Below are 18,880 nucleotides of genomic sequence, written 5' to 3' on the forward strand. Positions count from 1 at the left end.
AGGCGACATCATGCGGAATGAAAAGGAGTGACTGTGAGCGATAGGGACAAGACAAAAGAAGAGCTGATCGAGGACCTGCAGCGGCTCAGGGCCATGATCGCCGGAAGCCGGAAGCCGGGGCCGCACCCGGAAGGGATCGGCATGATCGGTTACGGCGACGAGGAGGAATGGCAGGTCATGATGGATATGCTCGGCGATTTTCTTTTTGTCGTCGACATCAGGGGAAGCATCATCAAAACCAACCCCGTGACGATACGGAGGCTCGGCTACTCCATGGAGGAGCTCCTGTCGATGAATGTCTTTGACCTGTATCCCCCGGACCGGAAAGCCGAGGCCGAGGAAAGCTACTCCCAGATAATCATGGGTGAACGATACCTCTGCGACATCCCCTTCCGCTCAAAGGCAGGGGCGAACATTTCCGTTGAAACGAAGGTAATGCCGGGGAAGCTGTGCGGCACCGACGTGATATTCAGCGTGTCCCGCGACGTGTCCGCCGGGAAAGCGGTGGAGTACGAGCTCCGGTCGGCCTTCGAAAAAATGAAGTCGATACTCAGCTCCGTCGGGGCCTATATCTGGAGCGGCATCATCGACGGCGGCGGCAATTTCTCATACATTTACCAGTCCCCGGTGCTGGCCGATATCACCGGCAAGCCCGTGGCGTATTTTCAGCAGGGTTTTGACGCGTGGTTCGATATAATCTGCGATAACGAACGGGAGCGGGTGAGCTCACAGTACCGGGAGCTCGTGGCCGGCCGGGTTGACCGGGGCGACGATACCTACAAGATATACCACGCGGACGGCACTATCCGGTGGGTCCGCGACATCGTGCTGGCGCGGCCCTTCGGGGACAGGCAGATTCGGCTGGACGGCGTCATCACGGACGTGACGGAGCGCCGACTGGCGATCGATGCCCTGGTGAAGTCCGAGGGGAGGCTGATGGGGATCCTCTCATCCATGACGGAGCTGGTATTCGCCTTCGACGCGGACATGCGGTTCATTTTTTACCATACCCCCGATGTGAAAAAGCTCTACCGCCAGCCCGTGGAGTTCATCGGAAAGCGTCCTGCCGACGTGATGCCGCCGGAGCAGGACGCGCAGTTCCGCGCGGCCTTTGAGACGGCCAGGACGAACGGCGAGGCGGAATTTGAATACTGGCTCGCCATGGATGGCGAGGATCGCTGCTTTTCCGCGAAGCTTTCCCCCATCGTCAAGGACGGCCAGTTCGACGGCGTTGTGGCGGTGGTGCGGGACATCACGGACGACAAGAAGCTCCAGGACGCCCTGTTCCGGTCGGAGCGGCGGTACCGGGAGCTCTTCAACAATATCCATGACGGCTCCACCTGGGTCGACATGGAGGGAAGGCTCATCGATTTCAACCAGCCCTTCGAGGATCTTCTGGGATATGAACGGGAAGAGCTCTACCTGCTGACGGTGTGGGATATCACCCCTCCAAAATGGCACGATCTTGAGAAGGGCGCCATTGACACACAATTGAGGGAACGCAGCTATTCCGACCCGTACCGCAAGGAATATATCAGAAAGGACGGAGCGATAGTTCCCGTGCTGGTCCGGAAGTATCTTTTACGGGACGAAGATGGGAACCCCGAGGGAATGTGGGTGATTGTCCACCGGGTCGTTGAATGAGTGGGATCCCATGGATTCGTCAGGACGCGGGATAGCAGTCGTAAATTGGGGGGCATGGAGCCATCCCGCTCGTCCGCCTCGTATAACATCCATGTTGACTCGGCGGAATCGGCGACGTCCATGTCGCCTACTCGCTGGGATGGCTCCATGCCCCCCCCCCCTAAAATTATACTGCTTCCGGACACGAGCGATGAATTTTACATTTTTCTGGTTGACAATACCGCTCTGTTTAATATGTAGGTCATCTGTACACCAGCAGCAAGCCCAGGTGGTGGAATTTGGTAGACACGCATGGTTGAGGGCCATGTGGGAGTGATCCTGTGCGGGTTCAAGTCCCGCCCTGGGCAAAACATAAGAGCCCCGTATAGGGGCTCTTTAGATTTATAGTTGCTGACGGAAATCTTCCAGCGGCGCTCAAGCGCCGCGCCATCAATACTATCGCAAGGGGAACTGCCGTGGCTACCGAACAAACTTTAGTCCTTATCAAGCCTGACGGGCTGATCAAATCGCTCACCGGAAATATCCTTTCCAGGCTTTCCGAAACAAAGCTTATCATCATTGGCTCCAAGGTCGTGCAGGTGACGGAGGCGCTGGCGAAGGAGCACTACAAGCACCTGAGCGACAAGCCTTTTTTCCATGAGCTGGTGGAATACATCATGGGGGACGTCCACAACACCCATCGGGTCATGGCGCTGGTCTACCAGGGCGACGGCGCCATATCCAAGGTCCGCGAGATCGTCGGGGACACCAACCCTGAAAAGGCGAATCCGGTTTCCATACGCGGGGCCTACGGGCGGATTACCACGACGGGCGTTTTCGAGAACGTGGTTCACGCCTCGTCGAGCACCGAGGACGCGGAGCACGAGATCAAGCTCTGGTTCAAGCCGTCGGAGATCGTCGGGTCCATCTATCCGGTCAAGGACGTGGTGCTGGAAAAGGTCGCCGATAAAGTCTGGGCCTGAGCGGCCCTCAAAAAGCCAGGAGAGAACATCATGAGAATCATACTGCTGGGCGCCCCGGGCGCCGGCAAGGGCACCATATCGGAACTGCTGACGGCGCGTTACGGAATCAGGCAGATATCGACCGGCGACATGCTCCGCAGCGCCGTGAAAGCCGGCTCGGAGCTGGGAACAACCGCCGAGGGTTACATGAAGCGCGGCGAGCTCGTGCCGGATTCCCTCATCCTGGACATCATGGAAAAGAGGCTCCAGGAGGATGACTGCCGGGCGGGGTTTATCCTCGACGGGTTTCCCCGCACCATCGGGCAGGCCGATTCCCTGAAGAAGATGCTCGAGCGCCTCGGCATGAAGATGGACGCCATCGTCAATCTCGAGGTGCCGGAGGATGTTATAGTCCGGAGGCTCACCTCGCGCCGGACCTGCTCAAACCGCGACTGCCAGGCTATATACAACATCCACACCAAGCCTTCAAAGAAGGAAGGGATCTGCGACAAGTGCGGCAGTCCCACGGTACAGCGGGACGACGAGACCGAGGAGGCGATCAAGCAGCGCCTCGCGACGTACGGGGAAAAGACCGCTCCCCTCATCGAGTATTACCGCCATGATCCTGCCTTCATTTCGGCCCCGTCGATCACGCCGGAGCCGGCGATGGAGGCCATCAGGGCGCGCCTGGGCCGTTGAAAGGTCCGGTGGGGAGCCGCGAAAAAATACTTTACAAATAGGCACCCCTGTTAAGCATACTACGTTATTGATGGGGCCGTCGAACGCGAGAAGCGGGACCGGCCATGTTCAATTAAAAACTGGAGAGATGCCCGAGCTGGCCGAAGGGGACGGTCTCGAAAATCGTTGTGGGCTTTGCTCACCGAGGGTTCGAATCCCTCTCTCTCCGCTGTTATAAGTCGAAAGCGCGCAGTCCCTTGCGCGCCAACCTGGAGAGGTGTCCGAGAGGCCGAAGGAGCACGGTTGGAAACCGTGTGTGGCGTAAGCCACCGGGGGTTCGAATCCCCCCTTCTCCGAAGAATCTAATCCTTGAGTTTGACCTCATCCCCGGCAGGGGACCGGGGGCATAGTATCTATTAAGGATAAAGGATCGCCAAAAACCCATGTCCTACCAGGTAACCGCCAGAAAGTGGCGGCCTCAGAGCTTCGACGAGGTCGTCTTCCAGGACCATGTTTCCAAGACACTGAAAAACAGCATCGAGAAGGGGCGCGTCTCCCACGCGTACCTGTTTTCCGGTCCCCGCGGCGTGGGCAAGACCACCATGGCGAGGATCCTGGCCAAGGCCCTCAACTGCGAGACAGGGCCTACGCCGAACCCCTGCGACAAGTGCGACAACTGCCGCGAGATACGGAAGAGCACGTCCTTTGACGTCATCGAGATCGACGGCGCCTCAAACAACAGCGTCGACGACATCCGGGAGCTCCGCGAAAACGTGAACTTCGCACCGGTGAAATCCACGTACAAGGTCTACATCATCGACGAGGTGCACATGCTGAGCACCGCGGCGTTCAACGCCCTCCTGAAGACCCTCGAGGAGCCGCCGCCCCACGTCGTCTTCGTTTTCGCCACCACGGAGATACACAAGATACCGGACACCATCCTGTCCCGGTGCCAGAAATACTTTTTCAAGAAGATACCGGTGGATCCCATCGTCGCGCACCTCAGCACCATCGTGCAGCGCGAGGGATACCGCATATCCGAAACGGCCCTCTACCCGATCGCGCGGGCGGCGGAGGGCTCGATGCGAGACGCCCAGTCGCTCCTGGACCAGGTCATATCCTTCTCCGACCTGCGCAGGGGCGGCGACGCCGAGATCGGCGAGGAGGACGCCCTCTCCATACTGGGCATCGTCCCGATGGAGAGCTACGCCGCGCTCCTCGGGGCCGTGGGCGATACCGACGCCGCCGCGGTCATGGCAGAGGTGCACCGCGTCGCGCTCCTGGGCGTGGATATTCCGCGCTACGTGGGGGGCCTCGTGGACATGCTCCGCACCATTCGGCTCATGAGGAACGGCGTGTCCCTCCACGAACTCCTCGGCCTCTCCGAGGAGGAGATCGCCATGGCCCGGGCCCTGTCGGCGCGCTTTTACGACGAGGAGCTCTCGATGATGTTCCGCATCGCCGCCGATCTGCAGGGCGAGCTCAAGTTTTCGAACAACGAGCGCATCAACCTGGAGATGTCCCTCCTTGACATGGTGGCGGTGAAAAAGGCGCCGTCCCTCTCTTCGATCATAAGCAAGCTCGAGGGGACCGCACAGCAGGCGGCCGCGCAGCCTGCGCGGGTCGAGCCGGCCCCGGCTCAGAAGAAGGCGCGCGCGGCGGAAACGCCCCAGGCCCAGCGAAAGAGCGGCGACGCGCCGACACCGGCGCCGGCGGCGCAGCCGGGCCCCGCGCCGTCACCCGGTTCCGTATTCAGGCACTGGGAAAGCTTCCTCGACGGGATCAAGGACAGCAAGCAGTACCTTCACTGCGTCCTGGCGCCGTCCTCGGTGTCGGTGGAGGGAGATACCCTGTACATATCCTTTCCGGGCGGGGCGGACAATACCTATTATTCGCGCATCCTTGAGCAGAAGAACCTTGATTTGATAAAAAAAGAAATGTCCGGCCTCTACGGCAGGCCCCTCAAGGTCGTGGTGGGGTCCGGCAGCGGCGCCGGGCGGGGCGAGGCAACGGCCCCGAAAAAGAGCGGGTCGCCCCAATCCGGCGCCAGGAGAGGAGGCGCCGTCGCGGAAGAATCCGCGCCGATCCCGCCGCCGGAAGCGGAGATGGTGAAGAATCCCGGCGCGCAGGAGTTCGTTCCGGAAGACAAGACCGTCGAGAAGATAAAAAACGCCTTTCACGGGCAGATAATAGATAAAGGAGACAAGTGATGCTGAAAGGACTTGGCGATATCGGAAACCTGATGAAGCTCCAGAAGGAGTTCAAGACCATACAGAAAAAGATCATGGGCGCCACCCGGGAGGGCCAGGGCGCCAACGGCAAGGTGAAGGCCGTGGTGAACGGCGAGTACAAGCTTCTCACCCTTTCCATCGATCCGGAGTATATGAAAAGCGCGTCGCCGCGGGAGCTGGAGAAAGCGCTCCTCGCCGCGGTCAACGACGCGGTGGACGAAGTCAAGGGCTATTCCGCGGCTGAAATGGAGAAGCTCACCGGCGGGCTCAATATTCCCGGGCTCGGGGGGCTGGGGAGCCTGTTCAAGTAAAAATGACCTCACCCCCCGCCCGGGAGGGGATGCGCTAAATTTAACCCCTCACCCCCTCGATCCCCCTCTCCCATTGAGAATTGAAAAAAGGAGAGGGGGGAGTTTTCACTTAGTGTTTCGGAAACCCTCTCCTTTTTTCCGAGTTATATGGGAGAGGGTGCCCCGGAGGGGCGGGTGAGGGCGTGAATTATTAAATCAGGCATAACCATGAAATCATCCGCCTATCTCGAAGCGCTGATAAAAAAATTGTCCAAGCTACCCGGCATCGGGCCGAAGAGCGCGTCCCGCATAGCGTTCCATATGCTGGGCATGCACCGGGACGATGTGGAGGGGCTGGCGCGGGCGATGGTGGAGCTGAAGCGGAACACCTTCACCTGTTCCCTGTGCGGCGGAATCTCCGACGGCGAGATCTGCGCCATCTGCCTGGACCCGGGGCGCGACACGGGGCTTCTCTGCGTGGTGGAGGACGCGAAGGACGTTCTCACCATTGATGGGACCGGCGAGTACCGGGGCCTCTTCCATGTCCTCCACGGCCTCATATCTCCCCTGGATGGCATCGGGCCGGACGAGCTGAACATCCGCGCCCTTGTTGAAAAATGCCGCGGCGGGACCCTGCGCGAGGTGATACTGGCTCTGAACCCGTCGGTGGAGGGAGACGCCACGTCGCTCTATATCGCGCGCCTCATCAACCCCCTGGGCGTGTCCGTAACGAGAATCGCCCACGGATTACCCGTGGGCGCAGACCTGGAATTTGCCGATACCGCGACTATTATCAAGTCGCTTGAGGGAAGGGTTAAGATGTAGCCCGGACCCTAGTCGACGAGCTTTTTCTCAACGTACTGCGAGATGATGGAGTTTCTCTGCTCGTCGGAGCTCACAAACTGGCAGCCGTACCGCCACTTTGACATGAGCTTTCGCGAAAACATCACCTGGAGCTTGTCTTTTCTCATCTGCGGCCCGATTTTGTACAGGATGTTGATGACCGCCTCGTTCAGGTTGTCCCGTTCGCTTTCGAAAGCCAGCCCGCCGACGGAAATGTTGTTGAACCAGCATTCGTTTGCCGCGGGATTATCGTCATTTTCCACTATGAAGTATGACGGCTGGTAAAAATCAGCCCTTGGAAATATCCTGCTGTTTTTTTGTTTTTTGCTGAATATCATCATGTTCCCCCGTTGAATGATATAGATTATTTCGAGACCGCCACTACACCCTGGACCCGATAGTTCGACACTGCGTTATGGAAAAAGTTTTGTTTTTATCCGTTTTCGCTGCTTTTTAAATCCTGATATTTTGTATAACATATGAGTTTATCACATTGACTTATTTTTGTCAATTTAAGTTTACATTATATACCTGATTTGACCGGATAAAGTGCAATTTTCATTATTTTTTAATCTAAATGACAAACGGATGTTGGGTGATTTCGTCCTCCGGGATTGCTTCGTTATCCCGATGGAATCGTGACTCTCCGCAATGACAGGCTTGATGATTATCGGCAATTCAAGATATCTTCCAGTATGCCGGAAAAGGTTTTCCGGGGAATGATTATTTCTTCTTTTTCTTTTTTCCCTCGATCTGGATTTCGATGGGTATCCCTTCGAGGCCCAGCTCTTTCTGCATCGATTTTTCAAAGTAGCGGACGATATCCTTCCTGAATTGCTCAGGGTTGTTGACGAAAAGCTTGAAGCGGGGCGGCATCGATTCAGTCTGGGTGGCATAGTATATGCGAATGGTGCTCTGGAGCTGGGGGATGCGTCGCGACGATTGTATCTGCGCCAGGACGCGGTTCAGCCGCGGGGTGTCGATTTTCCGGGAGGCCCTGTCCCGGAGGTCAAGGGCCGTTTCGATGATCCGGTGGAGCCTCTGCTTGTTCTTCGCCGATATGGAAATGATGGGAAAATCGCTTGCCTTGTAGAACTGGAACTTCAGCCGGTCGATGAAAGCGTCGAAGGTCTTATGGTCCTTTTCGATCATGTCCCACTTGTTCACGGCGATGATCACGGGCTTGCGGACCTTCATGATCTCGTCGGATATTTTCTTGTCGGTCTCGGTGAGTCCCGCCACGGCGTCGATGAGGTGGACGACGACATCGCTCCGATCGATCGATTCGATGGTGCGGGTGAGGGAGTAGAAATCGACGGCGTCGGTGATGCGGCTCTTCTTCCTGATGCCGGCGGTGTCTATGACGGTGATCCTCTTCTTGTGGTAGATGAAGTCCTCGTCGATGGAATCCCGGGTGGTGCCGGGTATGTCCGATACCACCGCGCGTGTGTAGCCAATGAGGGAATTCAGGAGCGTGGATTTTCCCGAGTTGGGCCTCCCGACGATGGCGAGCTTCAGGTCCGCTTCGGGGCGCGCAGTCCTTTTCACCGGCAGCAGCCCGAGGACCTTGTCCATGAGCAGGGCCATGTTGAACTGCGTCTTCGCCGAGATCGGCACGATGTCCTGGAACCCCATCTCGTAAAAATTCGTCATGTTCTGTAACAGCTCTGCGCCGTCCATCTTGTTGACCGCGATGATGGCCGGTATCGCCAGCTTGCGGATGATCTCGGCCAGGTCCATGTCAAAGGCCTCCGGCGCCGGGTTTTCCATCAGGAGGATGATGATGGAGGCCTTTTTCAGGTATTCGCGGGCGTTGGACAGGATCGGCTCCGAAAGCTCCGATGAATCCGGCAGGTCGAGGCCGGGCGTATCGGCGAGGGTGAACATGATCGATTGGTAATCGACGGTGTATGACAGAACGTCCCTGGTCAGGCCCGGCACTGCGTCTACGATGGCTTTCTTCTGCCTGATGATGGCGTTGAACAGGGTGGACTTGCCGACGTTCCGCCTGCCGACGATGGCAACGATGGGTATATTACTCATGGCTTCCTGCTTTGGTGTCGCTGGGCAGTATCGTTTCGCCGCCTTTCAAATTCAAGCATTTAACAAATGATATGGGACATAATATTTTGCTTGAATTTTTTACCGCCATGGTGTATGGTCATTGCCGGAGTGTATCAGGCGGCGGCAGGAGGTGTATATGTGGATTGAAGGAAAGGGGGACATCATGATGCCGCTGCCGTGATACCGTAAGCCGGGATCCTTTAAATAAATATGTATGAGGTGGGGAATGGCAGCAAAATCTGTAAGTCTCATCAACTATCTGATCAAGGGCAAAGAGTCGAGAAAAAAGACGCTCCTCAAGGAGCTGAACGCGGTGAACGGGCAGATCGCGAAACTCAAGTATGAAATGAAAATCGCGGCGAAGCGTGAGGCCGCAGCCAAGAAATCGAAGGCGAAAAAAAAGAAATAATCAGCCATGCTTTTTCCGTGAAAAAGCCATACTATTGATATTAAGGAGGGAATGCCCTCCTTTTTTTATCGGGCAATAAAATAATTGATTAAAATCAGGTATTATTCGATAATATGAACAGCAGCGCCAGTGTCAGCGCATGCACCAATTATTGGCAGGGGATCGGTCGTGATCCAGATAAACCAGAGAAAAAACAGGGATTTCCAGGAATTCGAAGATGTCGAGGAAGTCGCCAGCATCCTTAAATCCCAGTTCACCAACCGCAGGCTCTATATCAAATACGCGGTGGATAAAACCGAGATAACCATCAATGAATACAATTCCGATGGCACCATGATGGTGGTTACCGATCCAAACTACAAGAACGAAGGCAACACCATCATAATATACGGCCTGTCCGACAAGTATGTCGAGGTGGATCTCGAGATAATCGAAGAGCGCGGTCCCGGCTATTATCACTGCAAGGTCAAGACCGCGCGACGCGCCCTGCGGGGACGCCGCGACCTGCGATTCAAGGTCGCGCCGGACGACGTGGTGGCCACCAATTTCAGGATTTCGCGACACACCATAGACGTCTCGAGCTTCAATATCCCGACCAGCATCAAGGTCGTCCTCGAGCAGTTCCAGTCCCAGAACTCGAAGATGAGCGATGTGCTCCGCGTGGACGTGTTCAAGCCCGACGACAGGGACCGTCTCCTCGTCCAGATGAAAAAGAGCGGCAAGACCCTCTGGATCGCGAACACCGCCGAGGCCGATTCATACAATGCGATGAATGACGATTTTATAGACATGCATGACCTGTACGGGGACGACCTCCCCGCGGTCATGAAACGCTATATCGAGAGGGGCTACAAGTCGATCCTGGCGGTTCCCATCATCTACATCACCGAGTCGTCGTCATCGGTGCCCTTCGCCTACATCCAGCTCATATCGAAGAGCAAGAATTTCTCCATCGATGACGTTCTCTCGGTGAAAGATCATTCGTTCAAGCTGATCGACAGGATCAGGGACGCCAATACGCACCTCATCCCGATGCACCAGCGGGTGGTGGACATCAGCCGCGGCGGAGCGAAGCTCAGGATCACGGACAAAAATCTGCAGAAATACATCATGCGATCCAAGGGATTCATATTCGACCTGGTGTTCAAGCTCCAGGCCCCCATCACGATATTCGGCGAGGTCAAGGTTTCCTACACGGACGACGATGATAACCTGATGGTCGGTGTCGACTTCGAGGGGAACTCGTCCCGCAAGGACGAGATGAAGCGGTACTACTCGATCCTCAAGCCGATGGAGACCGATTACAAGGCGAAGCTCCTGAAGTCGATGAAAAACCGTAAAAAGGAGACGCCCTCTCCGCCGCCCGAACAGTAGGGCGCCTTCATTTGTTTTCCCTTAATTCCTTCGCGATTTCCGCATCTGATTTTCTCGCATAATAGGGCACGACCCTGTTGTAATCGCCGTAGCCGGCGGGACTCTTCAGGTATGTTTCACGGACCAGGCCGCAGATGACGGTCCCGGACGGCTTGAAATTATCCAGGAATACTCCATGCTCCAGGGTGGCGGCGGCCTGCCTGTATTTTTCAACGCCGTTGCCGATGAGATAGGTCTTCCGCGACCGGTCCGCGCCGTCCAGCAGTCGTTCCATCGGGTAATCCCCTGGCGCTATGACCTCCCGCGGCGACAGGGCGGATTCGCCCGCGCGGTAGAGGGCCCCGAAGACCCGCCCCTTTTTCGCGTCAAAGACAACCAGGATGTTCTCGCCGGGATCGGCCTTGACCGATACGGCATAAAGGAGATGCGTGTGGATTCCCACCAGGGGTTTGCCGAGAACCTGCGCGAGCATGCGCGCCGCAGATACGGCGATCCTGATGCCGGTGAATGACCCGGGTCCCACGCCAACGCCCAGGCAGTCGAGGTCGCCGGCGGCGAGGCCGAGGCGTTCCAGACAGACGCCGATGGTATCCATGATCGTCACCGAGTGCGACGTGCTGACCACGATCGACGCTTCCGATGCTTCATCGCCCCTGGCCGCGGCAATGATCTCCAGGGACGAGGCGGTATCAATCACCAGGATATTCAATGATAATGCTCCTGCTCGTTTCATCAAGGTACTCGATGCGCAGCGTGATGCGGGCCTCCGGGAGCCTTCCCGGAGCCCTATCCGCCCATTCTATGACGGATATGCCGTCGTCCTCCCAGTATTCTTCGAAGAAGAGCTGGTCAAGCTCTTCTTCCCTGCTGATCCGGTAGAGATCAAAGTGGTAGAGGGGGAGGGGGCCCTCGTACGCTTCCATAAGGGTGAAGGTGGGGCTGGTTATCTCATCGGTAATTCCAATGCCCCTGGCGATTCCCTTGGCGATTATTGTTTTTCCGGCGCCGAGATCGCCCACAAGGGCGAAGACAGCGCCGCGGGCCGCCTCTTTCCCGAGCTGTTCAGCCAGGGCGAGGGTTTCTTCCATTGAATGTGATATCACGGTGCGCTTCATGGATAACAATCTTTGCCGAGTGCTCCGGCAATGGCAAGAAAAAATCCCGACCATTTTCACATAACATGCAAATAAAACTATTAAAAGCATATTTTTGTTGTATTTTTTTCTTGATTAATTATAGTACGTTTAACAAATATGCCTCTCAGAATAAATCGGGGGGAGATGTCATGGCCACCATCCCAAAAGAAGAAAAGGCAAAAAAGAAAAGAAAGATAATAATTGAAGCCCTGAAAAGGCTACTCGATAAAGACGTGTATTCCCGCATAACGGTACAGGAAATCGCCGATGAGGCCGGTTTCTCCAAGGGAGGCGTTCTCCATTATTTCCCCACGAAAGAAGATATTTACCTGGAGCTGATCGAGGAGATCTTCACCGAGTTTGTCCAGGCCCACAGCTCGATCCTGGAATGGGAGCTCGGCACCGACAAGGTGGCGCCCATTTCCGCGCTGGTCGGCGCTGAAAATTTCATCATCGATAAAAGAAATATCAAGATCATCATGAATATCGTCCTCTACGCCTTTGAGGAAGAGAAGATCATGAAGATCGTTAGCAAATACATCCGGTTGCATCGCAACTTCTACGATAGCATCATATCAGATCTGACGAAGGACGCGAAGGGCCGCGCAAAGACGGACGTTCCGTCGAAGTATCTCTCGCGAATCACCCAGACGATCGTTCTGTTCATCGGCCTTCTCGAATCGATCGATCCCTCGGATCCGACGGAAATGGATTATCTCGAAATAGTCAAGTTTGTCACCTCCCTCCTCAGGGGATAAACAGAACGCGGGGCTTGCCGATGGCGCGCCGCGGGACGGCCGAGCGCCGGGACGGCGCTGTCAGGAATACGGCCATGGTGGACAGGGAAGAACTCTACAGCAGCCTCAATGAAGGGATCCTGGCGGAGCGGCTGGTGTCCTTTGAGCGCAATCTCCGGAAAAATATCGATCTGATCCGCCGCCACGGCGGCCTGCGGAGGATTGTTCCCGCCCTTGACGGGAAAATGGCCGTGGTCATCGCCGCCGGGCCCTCCCTGGATGATAATACCGATCTCCTCAGGCAATACCAGCACCGCCAGGAGCTGGTCTACATCGCCGCCGACATGGCCCTCCGGCCCCTGGCGCAACGGGGGATCGTCCCCCGCTTTGTCGTGTCCTGTGAAACGAGCCCCGTGGATTTTTTCGGCGGCATCGACACCTCGAAGATGCACCTCCTCGCCTTCAGCTGCATGAGCCACGCCAATCTCCTGAGGTGGCGCGGCGGCGTGAGCTTCTATAACTGGATGATGCGGCGTCCCGAATACGAAAGCCTGTGGGAGCGTGCCGGGCAGGACCTCGGCTTCGTGGCGACGGGCGGCCTGGTCACCACTCAGGCCGTGGCCTTCGCCATGGGGTGCGGGATCAGCGGCCTTGTCCTTGCGGGCAATGACCTCGGCTTTACTGAACGGTACCACGCGCGCGAATCGGTGCCGTGCCGTGCCTCGGTGGACGGAGGTGAGCGCCTGGCGCCGCCGGAGTCGCGCGAGATGGCCCGGCGCCGCCGCGCCATGGAATACCGGATAGAGCGGGGGGCGAGGAGCTTCTATACCACGGGGCAGTTCCTCGCGGCGAAGATGTGGCTTGAAGACCTCTTCAAGGGGAATCGGATCCCCGTATATGACTGCAGCGATCCGGGCTGCTCGGAAAAATATGTTGCAAAAATGGATTTGAAGGACGTACTGTATTCCCTGCCGGGAAGGAATAAAAGGAAAAGGAGAAAGTAATGATAACGCTGCATAAGCTCAATGGCACTGAATTCATCCTCAACGACCATCATATAGAAACAATTGAAGCGACGCCTGACAGCGTGGTGACCCTGGTGAACGATAAAAAATACATTGTGAAAGAATCAACGGGGGAAATAATAAGCAAGATCAAGGACTATCAGGCGGAAATACTGAAACGATTGCAGTCCATCCAATGAGGCCTCCGCCGATTTACGTCTTGACATGCAGGGGGAGTGCGTTACCATAGCAGCAGAGGGAGTTGTGTATGGTTTTGATTACAACCGAGGACCACGGCAAGGTCATCATCATGAATATCCAGGGAGAGTTCTATATAGACAGCCTTGAAAGCGCGGAAGAGGCGTGGAACCTGGTGCTGGCGAAAAAACCGAAGGTGGTCGCTCTCAACTGTAAAAGCATTAAGTACATAGATTCATCGGCGATCGGGATCCTGGTTAAATTCCTGAACAGCGCCCTTAAGCAGAAAACCGAAATGATTTTTTATGATCTGAACGATTCCATATTGACGGTTTTCAAAACGGCCAAGCTTAACAATTTTTTTAAAATAATGTCCAAGATGCAGTTCGAAATGGAATATCTGGAAAACCAATAATTTCCCTCCGGGGCCGGGCCCCTTGACCTCGTTAATATGCTTCTCTTTCGAAATGAACTGCCAATCATAAAAAACCGGATCATATTTCTTCTGATACAGCAATGGTTTTATATTGTGGGGCGATCCCTTCGCCCTTTATCTGCTGTTATTCGGCTTGATTTCTCTGAATAAAATAGTTTCTTCATTCATTTTTAATGCCGACAATACAGTGAGGGTGCTTGGTGTAACAAGAGTATATTGGAAAAATCATTATTAATAAGGAAAAATCACGAAAAATAGAGGATAAAAAAATATATATAACACTTTTCCAAAAATGAATAAATTAATTGACATAAATAGTCATATATGATAATTATGTCACATATTTCTACATTAATTTAATTACATTATAGTTTTTCTGGTGTTTATAATTGAGCTAAAAAATAATCGTTCTGAGGCAGTGATCTGTTGGATATACGACGTGAAATAATATATTATTAAGTTGTCACAGTGCCTTCTATTAATAATCTACAGATTATGAAAAGGAACTAATATGGGCGAAGATGAAAAAGAAGAGATAATAGAGGAAGAAGAGGAAGCGCCAAAGGAACCGGAGGCGGGTCGACGCTTCGAGGCGTCGAAATTAGTCAAGATATTGCTCTACGTGGCGGGCGGCATTCTTCTTATCGTGCTGGTGACCGGTATTTCGTACTTGGTGGCAAAATACGTACAGGAAAGCAGTTACCAGAAGAGGCAGGATATCGTGGCGGCCCCGCCGCCTCCGCCCCTGGCCAGTTACGAGCTGCCGGATTTTTCGAAGACCACGGCCGACGCCGAGCCGCATTTTGTGAAAATGAAGATTTCGCTGGCCTACGAGACGAATGTGGAGCTTAACAACGAGCTGGTGCAGCGCCGCGATCAGATACAGCATATCGTCAATATCATTCTCCAGGGAAAGAAGTTCGAGGATCTTGACACGGTAAGCGACTCCGTCGCCCTTGCCGAGGAGATCAAGGCGCATATAAACGTGATCCTCATATCCGGCAAGATCAAGGAAGTGTATTTCAAGGAGCTGGTGGTTAACTAGGCGGGATTTTTTTAATCGTGGGAGGAGCATATGGGTGATGGATCATTATCACAAGACGAAATAGATGCGTTATTACAGGGCGCAGATGACATGTTGTCACCGGCTAGCGGGCCGGCCGCCGCGGATGCGGGCCGGGGCCGGGGCATGTTTCCGCCGAACGAGTTAAACGCGATACGGGATGCTCTAAACTCCGCCGTCGGATCGGTCGCGCCGTCACTTTCCGGTTACCTGGGGGGGAGGAACCTCCGTATTTCCAGGCCGTTCATAGAAGTGAAGCACCAGGAAGCGGTGCGCGCCGATTTCCCCGCCCGCTACGTCCAGGTGTCCATGGATTACAGCGGCGCAATGAACGGCAGGAACCTCATCATTTTCAATTACCAGGACGCCGGCTCCATATCGTCCCTCATGATGGGCGATGACCGGGGCGCTCCCCCCGCGGAGATGTCCGAGGCGCACCAGAGCACGATACAGGAATTCACGAACCAGCTCCTCTCTTCCATGGCGACGCAGTTCAGCGGGGCCCTGGGGGGCGGCATAAACACAACGCCGGCGACGCTGTCCCTGGCGAACGGCGGCAACGATCTCCAGCTCCCGCCGGGGGCCGACCTTATCAAGGTCACCTATGATTTCGCCATTGACGGCATTCTCAATTCCAAGCTGTACCATGTCATGGACATTTCCCTGGGGCAGGGGCTGTCGAGCGGCTCGGGCGTCATGGCCCAGCCGGTAAGCCAGCCCCAGCAGTTTCCGGCCCATGCGGCCCAGGTGGGCATAAGCCCGGTCAAGTTCCCGCCGCTGGACGAGGGCATCCCTCCCAGCGTCGGCGGCAATATATCGCTCATCCTTGACGTGCCGATGACCCTGACGGTGGAGCTGGGGCGCACCACGCAGCTCGTCCAGGACATCCTGGGACTGGGTGAAGGATCGATCATCGAGCTTGACAAGCTGGCGGGCGAACCGGTGGACCTCCTCGTCAACGGCAAACTCATAGCCAAGGGCGAGGTTGTGGTCATCGACGAAAATTTCGGGGTCCGGGTGACGGATATCGTGAGCCCGGCAGAAAGGCTTTCGGGAATACAATAATATGGCGGTGGCGTACATCGCCATATTTTTTAACCTTTTTTAATGAGACATAAGACAGGATAATAGATGAAAAGAAACGTCGTACATGCATTTTCACTGGCTGCCATTATTATTTTTACCTGCGCGGCGGTATTATGTCCCATTGGTCTTGAGGCGAAGCAGAAAAAGCGCCAGCCGAAGCAGGAACAGGCGCGGCAGGAGCAAAAGGCCGCGGCAGAGGAAAAGCAGGAGAGCGCCGGGGAGTCCAGGGCGGCCCAGGATGGCAATGAAGCCGGCGAGGTTGCGCAGGACAAGGAAGCCGCGAAGGAAAGCACCGAAGGGGTGCCGACCAAAGATTTCAAGGAAGATGATTTCAAGCCCCAGGTGGACGAGCCGTCGGCCGTCTGGATGTTCATAAAGATGATCTTCGTCCTCGGTATTTTCGGGGGCGGTTTTTTTTATTTCTGGCGGTTTATCACCAAGAAGTCGGGCATCGGACTCTTCGGCGGTGAAGCCATCAAGGTGCTGTCGGTGGCCCCCCTGGGTCAGAACAAGTATCTCCAGGTGGTCGACCTTGCCGGCAAGGTGCTGGTCATCGGCGTTTCGGACAACGCCATCAGCCTGATATCGGAAATAACGGAAAAGGACCAGATCGACAGGATCAGGATCCTTTCGAACCGTGCCCCGTCGGCGGACCGGAAGGTCAGCGGGTTCCAGGAATATGTGATGAACGATATCGGCAAGCTCATAGACAAGGTCCGGGAGCTCAGGCACCGGGACCGGGGCGCCAGGACGACGGTCATCGACAACCCGGAAGACATCAAATACCTCCGGCAGCAGAGAGACAGATTGAAGGATTTAAACGGTTCAGACCATGAATAAGAAGATGCTGTTCATCGCGGCGGTCCTGGTGCTCTTCGGCGCCGGGATCTGCTATGCCCAGGACGTCGGCGGCGGGGTGCGCATGCCCATACCGAAGATCACCTTCGACATCAAGGAAGCGGCGGGGCCGCGCGACGTCGCCCTGTCCCTGCAGATCCTGTTCCTGCTGACCATCCTCACCCTGGCGCCGGCCATCATCATGATGATGACCGCCTTCACCCGTGTCGTCATCGTGATGGACTTCATCAAGCGCGCCCTTTCATTGCAGCAGATGCCGCCGAACCAGATCATCATCGGCTTCTCCCTGTTCCTGACCTTCTTCATCATGGCCCCGACCTTCACGAAGATCAACGACGAGGCGCTCCAGCCGTACATGAAGGGGAAGATTGACAACGAGGCCTTCTTCAACAAGGGGATGGAGCCGTTGCGCGTTTTCATGTTCAAGCAGACCCGGGAGAAGGACATCGCCCTCTTCATCAAGCTCGCCAAGCTTCCGAAGCCGAAAAACCAGAAGGACGTGCCGACCTACTGCCTCGTGCCGGCCTTCATGATCAGCGAGCTGAAGCGCGCCTTCGAGATCGGGGTGCTCATTTTTATTCCATTTATTGTCATCGATATGATCGTGGCAAGCGCCCTCATGGCCATGGGGATGATCATGCTCCCGCCGGTCATGATCTCGCTGCCGTTCAAGATAATTCTGTTCATACTGGTCGACGGCTGGAACCTGCTCACCTATGAGCTGGTGCGGTCGTTCAAATAACGGGGTGGCGCGATGACCGATGTTACCGTAATATCCATAATGCGCGAATCGCTGATGACGGTCCTGATCGTCTCGGCCCCGATGCTCGGGGTGGGGATGCTGGTGGGCCTGATCATCTCGATTTTCCAGACCACCACCTCTATCCAGGAACAGACCCTGACCTTCGTGCCGAAGATCGTGGCCATATTCCTGACAATGATCATTTTCGGGGCGTGGATGATCCGGACGCTCCTGAATTATACGAACCATATTTTTATGATGATTGAGAAGTTGTGACCGGGGTTTATCCCCATGAAGGCGGGGTCGCGTGACCCCGCCTTCATGGGGATAAACGATGAATTAAACGGGGGCCGATGTATTATTTCGTGTACCATTTCCAGGTGTTCCTGCTGATCATGATGCGGCTGAACGCAATGATCATGATAGCCCCCTTTTTCTCGAGCGATGTGATCCCGTTCCGGATCAAGGCGCTCGTTTCGTTCCTGGTGACCCTTGTCATATTCCCGATGGTCGCGGCCAAGGGATACAAGATTCCGGGAGACATGGGGGGATATTTCCTCCTGGTGCTCCAGGAGGTCGCCATCGGGCTGTTCCTCGGGTTCCTGATCTCGGTCATATTCGCCGCGTTCCAGCTGGCCGGGGAGTTTTTCTCGGTACAGATCGGGTTCGGCATCAACGAGGTCCTCGATCCCATCGGCCAGGTCAGCGTGCCCCTGGTGGGGCAGTTCAAGAACCTGATCGGGCTCCTTGTGCTGCTGGCCATGAACGGCCATCACCTGATGCTCCAGGGGATCTACCGGTCCTATGAGCTGGCCCCGGTGATGGGCGTCAGCAAGGCCTTCATGGGAGGGCTTTTGAAGTATATGCTGTACACCTTTTCAGGGATGTTCGTGGTGGCCCTGAAGATCGCGCTGCCCATCGTGGGCATCATATTTTTGATGGAAGTTAGTCTCGGGGTGCTGTCAAAGGTGGCGCCCCAGATGAATATCATGATGCTGGGATTTCCCTTCAAGATCATCATATCCTTCGGTGTGATGATCCTGGTGACGCCCCTCATCGTGAGGATAATGTGGGTTTCCCTGGAGCGGGCCTTTGCCTTCATGTTCAAGATGCTGGCCCACTGGCCGGGGTGAAAACAAATGCGGC

At 55.5% G+C, this 18,880-nt stretch carries 22 protein-coding genes and 3 tRNA genes; 21 read left to right on the forward strand and 4 right to left on the reverse strand.

Annotation, left to right across the window (positions count from 1 at the left end):
• Positions 1-33 precede the first annotated feature (33 nt).
• The 9 genes from KA369_17905 to recR all read left to right on the forward strand — a co-directional run bounded on the left by KA369_17905 (position 34) and on the right by recR (position 6,609).
• Positions 34-1,644 carry a PAS domain-containing protein gene (locus KA369_17905; protein MBP7737861.1) on the forward strand — a complete coding sequence of 537 codons (1,611 nt, stop codon included), beginning with the start codon at positions 34-36 and terminating at the stop codon, positions 1,642-1,644.
• Between the two features lie 262 nt (positions 1,645-1,906).
• Positions 1,907-1,991: transfer RNA gene (locus KA369_17910), tRNA-Leu, on the forward strand.
• Positions 1,992-2,099: 108 nt separating this feature from the next.
• On the forward strand, positions 2,100-2,606 hold the full coding sequence (locus KA369_17915) for a nucleoside-diphosphate kinase (GenBank protein MBP7737862.1): 507 nt from the start codon (positions 2,100-2,102) through the stop codon (positions 2,604-2,606).
• 30 nt (positions 2,607-2,636) lie between these two features.
• Entirely contained in the window at positions 2,637-3,284 is a 648-nt protein-coding gene (locus tag KA369_17920) for an adenylate kinase (protein MBP7737863.1), read from the forward strand.
• 121 nt (positions 3,285-3,405) lie between these two features.
• Positions 3,406-3,492: transfer RNA gene (locus tag KA369_17925), tRNA-Ser, on the forward strand.
• A 42-nt stretch (positions 3,493-3,534) separates the two neighbouring features.
• A tRNA-Ser gene (locus tag KA369_17930) sits at positions 3,535-3,619 on the forward strand.
• Positions 3,620-3,706: 87 nt separating this feature from the next.
• A complete protein-coding gene (dnaX, locus tag KA369_17935) occupies positions 3,707-5,473 on the forward strand; it encodes a DNA polymerase III subunit gamma/tau (GenBank protein ID MBP7737864.1) in 1,767 nt (588 codons plus the stop codon).
• Positions 5,473-5,805, forward strand: coding sequence for a YbaB/EbfC family nucleoid-associated protein (locus tag KA369_17940; GenBank protein MBP7737865.1), 333 nt, complete (start codon positions 5,473-5,475; stop codon positions 5,803-5,805). The genes dnaX and KA369_17940 overlap by 1 nt, the downstream gene beginning before the upstream one ends.
• A 207-nt stretch (positions 5,806-6,012) precedes the next feature.
• Complete coding sequence (gene recR, locus KA369_17945; protein MBP7737866.1) at positions 6,013-6,609, forward strand: recombination protein RecR; 597 nt, start codon at positions 6,013-6,015, stop codon at positions 6,607-6,609.
• A gap of 8 nt (positions 6,610-6,617) precedes the next feature.
• Here recR and KA369_17950 read toward each other — a convergent pair whose 3' ends face one another.
• Entirely contained in the window at positions 6,618-6,968 is a 351-nt protein-coding gene (locus tag KA369_17950) for a PilZ domain-containing protein (GenBank protein MBP7737867.1), read from the reverse strand.
• 382 nt (positions 6,969-7,350) lie between these two features.
• The gene (gene der / locus KA369_17955) at positions 7,351-8,670 is read right to left on the reverse strand and encodes a ribosome biogenesis GTPase Der (protein ID MBP7737868.1); all 1,320 of its coding nucleotides are present in this window, start codon (positions 8,668-8,670) and stop codon (positions 7,351-7,353) included.
• A 247-nt stretch (positions 8,671-8,917) separates the two neighbouring features.
• Between der and KA369_17960 the strand changes: the two genes are divergently transcribed.
• Positions 8,918-9,100 (forward strand): hypothetical protein, encoded by a 183-nt coding sequence (locus KA369_17960; GenBank protein MBP7737869.1) that lies wholly within the window; start codon positions 8,918-8,920, stop codon positions 9,098-9,100.
• A 168-nt stretch (positions 9,101-9,268) separates the two neighbouring features.
• On the forward strand, positions 9,269-10,474 hold the full coding sequence (locus KA369_17965; protein MBP7737870.1) for a DUF1577 domain-containing protein: 1,206 nt from the start codon (positions 9,269-9,271) through the stop codon (positions 10,472-10,474).
• A 7-nt stretch (positions 10,475-10,481) separates the two neighbouring features.
• Here KA369_17965 and tsaB read toward each other — a convergent pair whose 3' ends face one another.
• Both tsaB and tsaE read right to left on the reverse strand, forming a co-directional pair.
• On the reverse strand, positions 10,482-11,207 hold the full coding sequence (gene tsaB, locus KA369_17970) for a tRNA (adenosine(37)-N6)-threonylcarbamoyltransferase complex dimerization subunit type 1 TsaB (protein ID MBP7737871.1): 726 nt from the start codon (positions 11,205-11,207) through the stop codon (positions 10,482-10,484).
• The gene (tsaE, locus tag KA369_17975) at positions 11,164-11,589 is read right to left on the reverse strand and encodes a tRNA (adenosine(37)-N6)-threonylcarbamoyltransferase complex ATPase subunit type 1 TsaE (protein ID MBP7737872.1); all 426 of its coding nucleotides are present in this window, start codon (positions 11,587-11,589) and stop codon (positions 11,164-11,166) included. The genes tsaB and tsaE overlap by 44 nt, the downstream gene beginning before the upstream one ends.
• A 170-nt stretch (positions 11,590-11,759) precedes the next feature.
• Between tsaE and KA369_17980 the strand changes: the two genes are divergently transcribed.
• From KA369_17980 to fliR, 10 genes are all read left to right on the forward strand, one after another.
• On the forward strand, positions 11,760-12,368 hold the full coding sequence (locus KA369_17980) for a TetR/AcrR family transcriptional regulator (GenBank protein MBP7737873.1): 609 nt from the start codon (positions 11,760-11,762) through the stop codon (positions 12,366-12,368).
• A 20-nt stretch (positions 12,369-12,388) separates the two neighbouring features.
• Positions 12,389-13,351, forward strand: a complete 963-nt coding sequence (locus KA369_17985; GenBank protein ID MBP7737874.1) for a DUF115 domain-containing protein — start codon at positions 12,389-12,391, stop codon at positions 13,349-13,351.
• Positions 13,351-13,551, forward strand: a complete 201-nt coding sequence (locus tag KA369_17990; GenBank protein ID MBP7737875.1) for a flagellar FlbD family protein — start codon at positions 13,351-13,353, stop codon at positions 13,549-13,551. The genes KA369_17985 and KA369_17990 overlap by 1 nt, the downstream gene beginning before the upstream one ends.
• A gap of 68 nt (positions 13,552-13,619) precedes the next feature.
• Complete coding sequence (locus tag KA369_17995; GenBank protein ID MBP7737876.1) at positions 13,620-13,964, forward strand: STAS domain-containing protein; 345 nt, start codon at positions 13,620-13,622, stop codon at positions 13,962-13,964.
• A 532-nt stretch (positions 13,965-14,496) separates the two neighbouring features.
• A complete protein-coding gene (locus tag KA369_18000) occupies positions 14,497-15,030 on the forward strand; it encodes a flagellar basal body-associated FliL family protein (protein MBP7737877.1) in 534 nt (177 codons plus the stop codon).
• 30 nt (positions 15,031-15,060) lie between these two features.
• A complete protein-coding gene (gene fliN, locus KA369_18005; GenBank protein MBP7737878.1) occupies positions 15,061-16,113 on the forward strand; it encodes a flagellar motor switch protein FliN in 1,053 nt (350 codons plus the stop codon).
• A gap of 66 nt (positions 16,114-16,179) precedes the next feature.
• Positions 16,180-16,974 carry a flagellar biosynthetic protein FliO gene (locus KA369_18010; GenBank protein ID MBP7737879.1) on the forward strand — a complete coding sequence of 265 codons (795 nt, stop codon included), beginning with the start codon at positions 16,180-16,182 and terminating at the stop codon, positions 16,972-16,974.
• Positions 16,967-17,734: a flagellar type III secretion system pore protein FliP gene (gene fliP, locus KA369_18015; GenBank protein MBP7737880.1), complete on the forward strand. Its 768-nt coding sequence runs from the start codon at positions 16,967-16,969 to the stop codon at positions 17,732-17,734. Before KA369_18010 ends, fliP begins: the two co-directional genes overlap by 8 nt.
• 12 nt (positions 17,735-17,746) lie before the next feature.
• Entirely contained in the window at positions 17,747-18,010 is a 264-nt protein-coding gene (fliQ, locus tag KA369_18020; protein MBP7737881.1) for a flagellar biosynthesis protein FliQ, read from the forward strand.
• A 77-nt stretch (positions 18,011-18,087) separates the two neighbouring features.
• Complete coding sequence (fliR, locus tag KA369_18025; protein ID MBP7737882.1) at positions 18,088-18,867, forward strand: flagellar biosynthetic protein FliR; 780 nt, start codon at positions 18,088-18,090, stop codon at positions 18,865-18,867.
• The last annotated feature ends 13 nt before the right edge of the window (positions 18,868-18,880 follow it).

Source organism: Spirochaetota bacterium (genome assembly GCA_017999915.1).
GTDB lineage: Bacteria > Spirochaetota > UBA4802 > UBA4802 > UBA5550 > RBG-16-49-21.

What these genes read in the sequence shown, in the direction of transcription:
- KA369_17940 (MBP7737865.1), top strand. Translation starts at nt 5,473, where the DNA reads ATGCTGAAAGGACTTGGCGATATCGGAAACCTGATGAAGCTCCAGAAG.
- KA369_17950 (MBP7737867.1), bottom strand. Translation starts at nt 6,968, where the DNA reads ATGATGATATTCAGCAAAAAACAAAAAAACAGCAGGATATTTCCAAGG.
- KA369_17990 (MBP7737875.1), top strand. Translation starts at nt 13,351, where the DNA reads ATGATAACGCTGCATAAGCTCAATGGCACTGAATTCATCCTCAACGAC.
- KA369_17960 (MBP7737869.1), top strand. Translation starts at nt 8,918, where the DNA reads ATGGCAGCAAAATCTGTAAGTCTCATCAACTATCTGATCAAGGGCAAA.
- tsaB (MBP7737871.1), bottom strand. Translation starts at nt 11,207, where the DNA reads ATGAAACGAGCAGGAGCATTATCATTGAATATCCTGGTGATTGATACC.
- tsaE (MBP7737872.1), bottom strand. Translation starts at nt 11,589, where the DNA reads ATGAAGCGCACCGTGATATCACATTCAATGGAAGAAACCCTCGCCCTG.
- KA369_18000 (MBP7737877.1), top strand. Translation starts at nt 14,497, where the DNA reads ATGGGCGAAGATGAAAAAGAAGAGATAATAGAGGAAGAAGAGGAAGCG.
- KA369_17995 (MBP7737876.1), top strand. Translation starts at nt 13,620, where the DNA reads ATGGTTTTGATTACAACCGAGGACCACGGCAAGGTCATCATCATGAAT.
- fliN (MBP7737878.1), top strand. Translation starts at nt 15,061, where the DNA reads ATGGGTGATGGATCATTATCACAAGACGAAATAGATGCGTTATTACAG.
- KA369_17985 (MBP7737874.1), top strand. Translation starts at nt 12,389, where the DNA reads ATGGCGCGCCGCGGGACGGCCGAGCGCCGGGACGGCGCTGTCAGGAAT.
- KA369_17920 (MBP7737863.1), top strand. Translation starts at nt 2,637, where the DNA reads ATGAGAATCATACTGCTGGGCGCCCCGGGCGCCGGCAAGGGCACCATA.
- der (MBP7737868.1), bottom strand. Translation starts at nt 8,670, where the DNA reads ATGAGTAATATACCCATCGTTGCCATCGTCGGCAGGCGGAACGTCGGC.
- fliP (MBP7737880.1), top strand. Translation starts at nt 16,967, where the DNA reads ATGAATAAGAAGATGCTGTTCATCGCGGCGGTCCTGGTGCTCTTCGGC.
- dnaX (MBP7737864.1), top strand. Translation starts at nt 3,707, where the DNA reads ATGTCCTACCAGGTAACCGCCAGAAAGTGGCGGCCTCAGAGCTTCGAC.
- KA369_18010 (MBP7737879.1), top strand. Translation starts at nt 16,180, where the DNA reads ATGAAAAGAAACGTCGTACATGCATTTTCACTGGCTGCCATTATTATT.
- KA369_17980 (MBP7737873.1), top strand. Translation starts at nt 11,760, where the DNA reads ATGGCCACCATCCCAAAAGAAGAAAAGGCAAAAAAGAAAAGAAAGATA.
- recR (MBP7737866.1), top strand. Translation starts at nt 6,013, where the DNA reads ATGAAATCATCCGCCTATCTCGAAGCGCTGATAAAAAAATTGTCCAAG.
- fliR (MBP7737882.1), top strand. Translation starts at nt 18,088, where the DNA reads ATGTATTATTTCGTGTACCATTTCCAGGTGTTCCTGCTGATCATGATG.
- fliQ (MBP7737881.1), top strand. Translation starts at nt 17,747, where the DNA reads ATGACCGATGTTACCGTAATATCCATAATGCGCGAATCGCTGATGACG.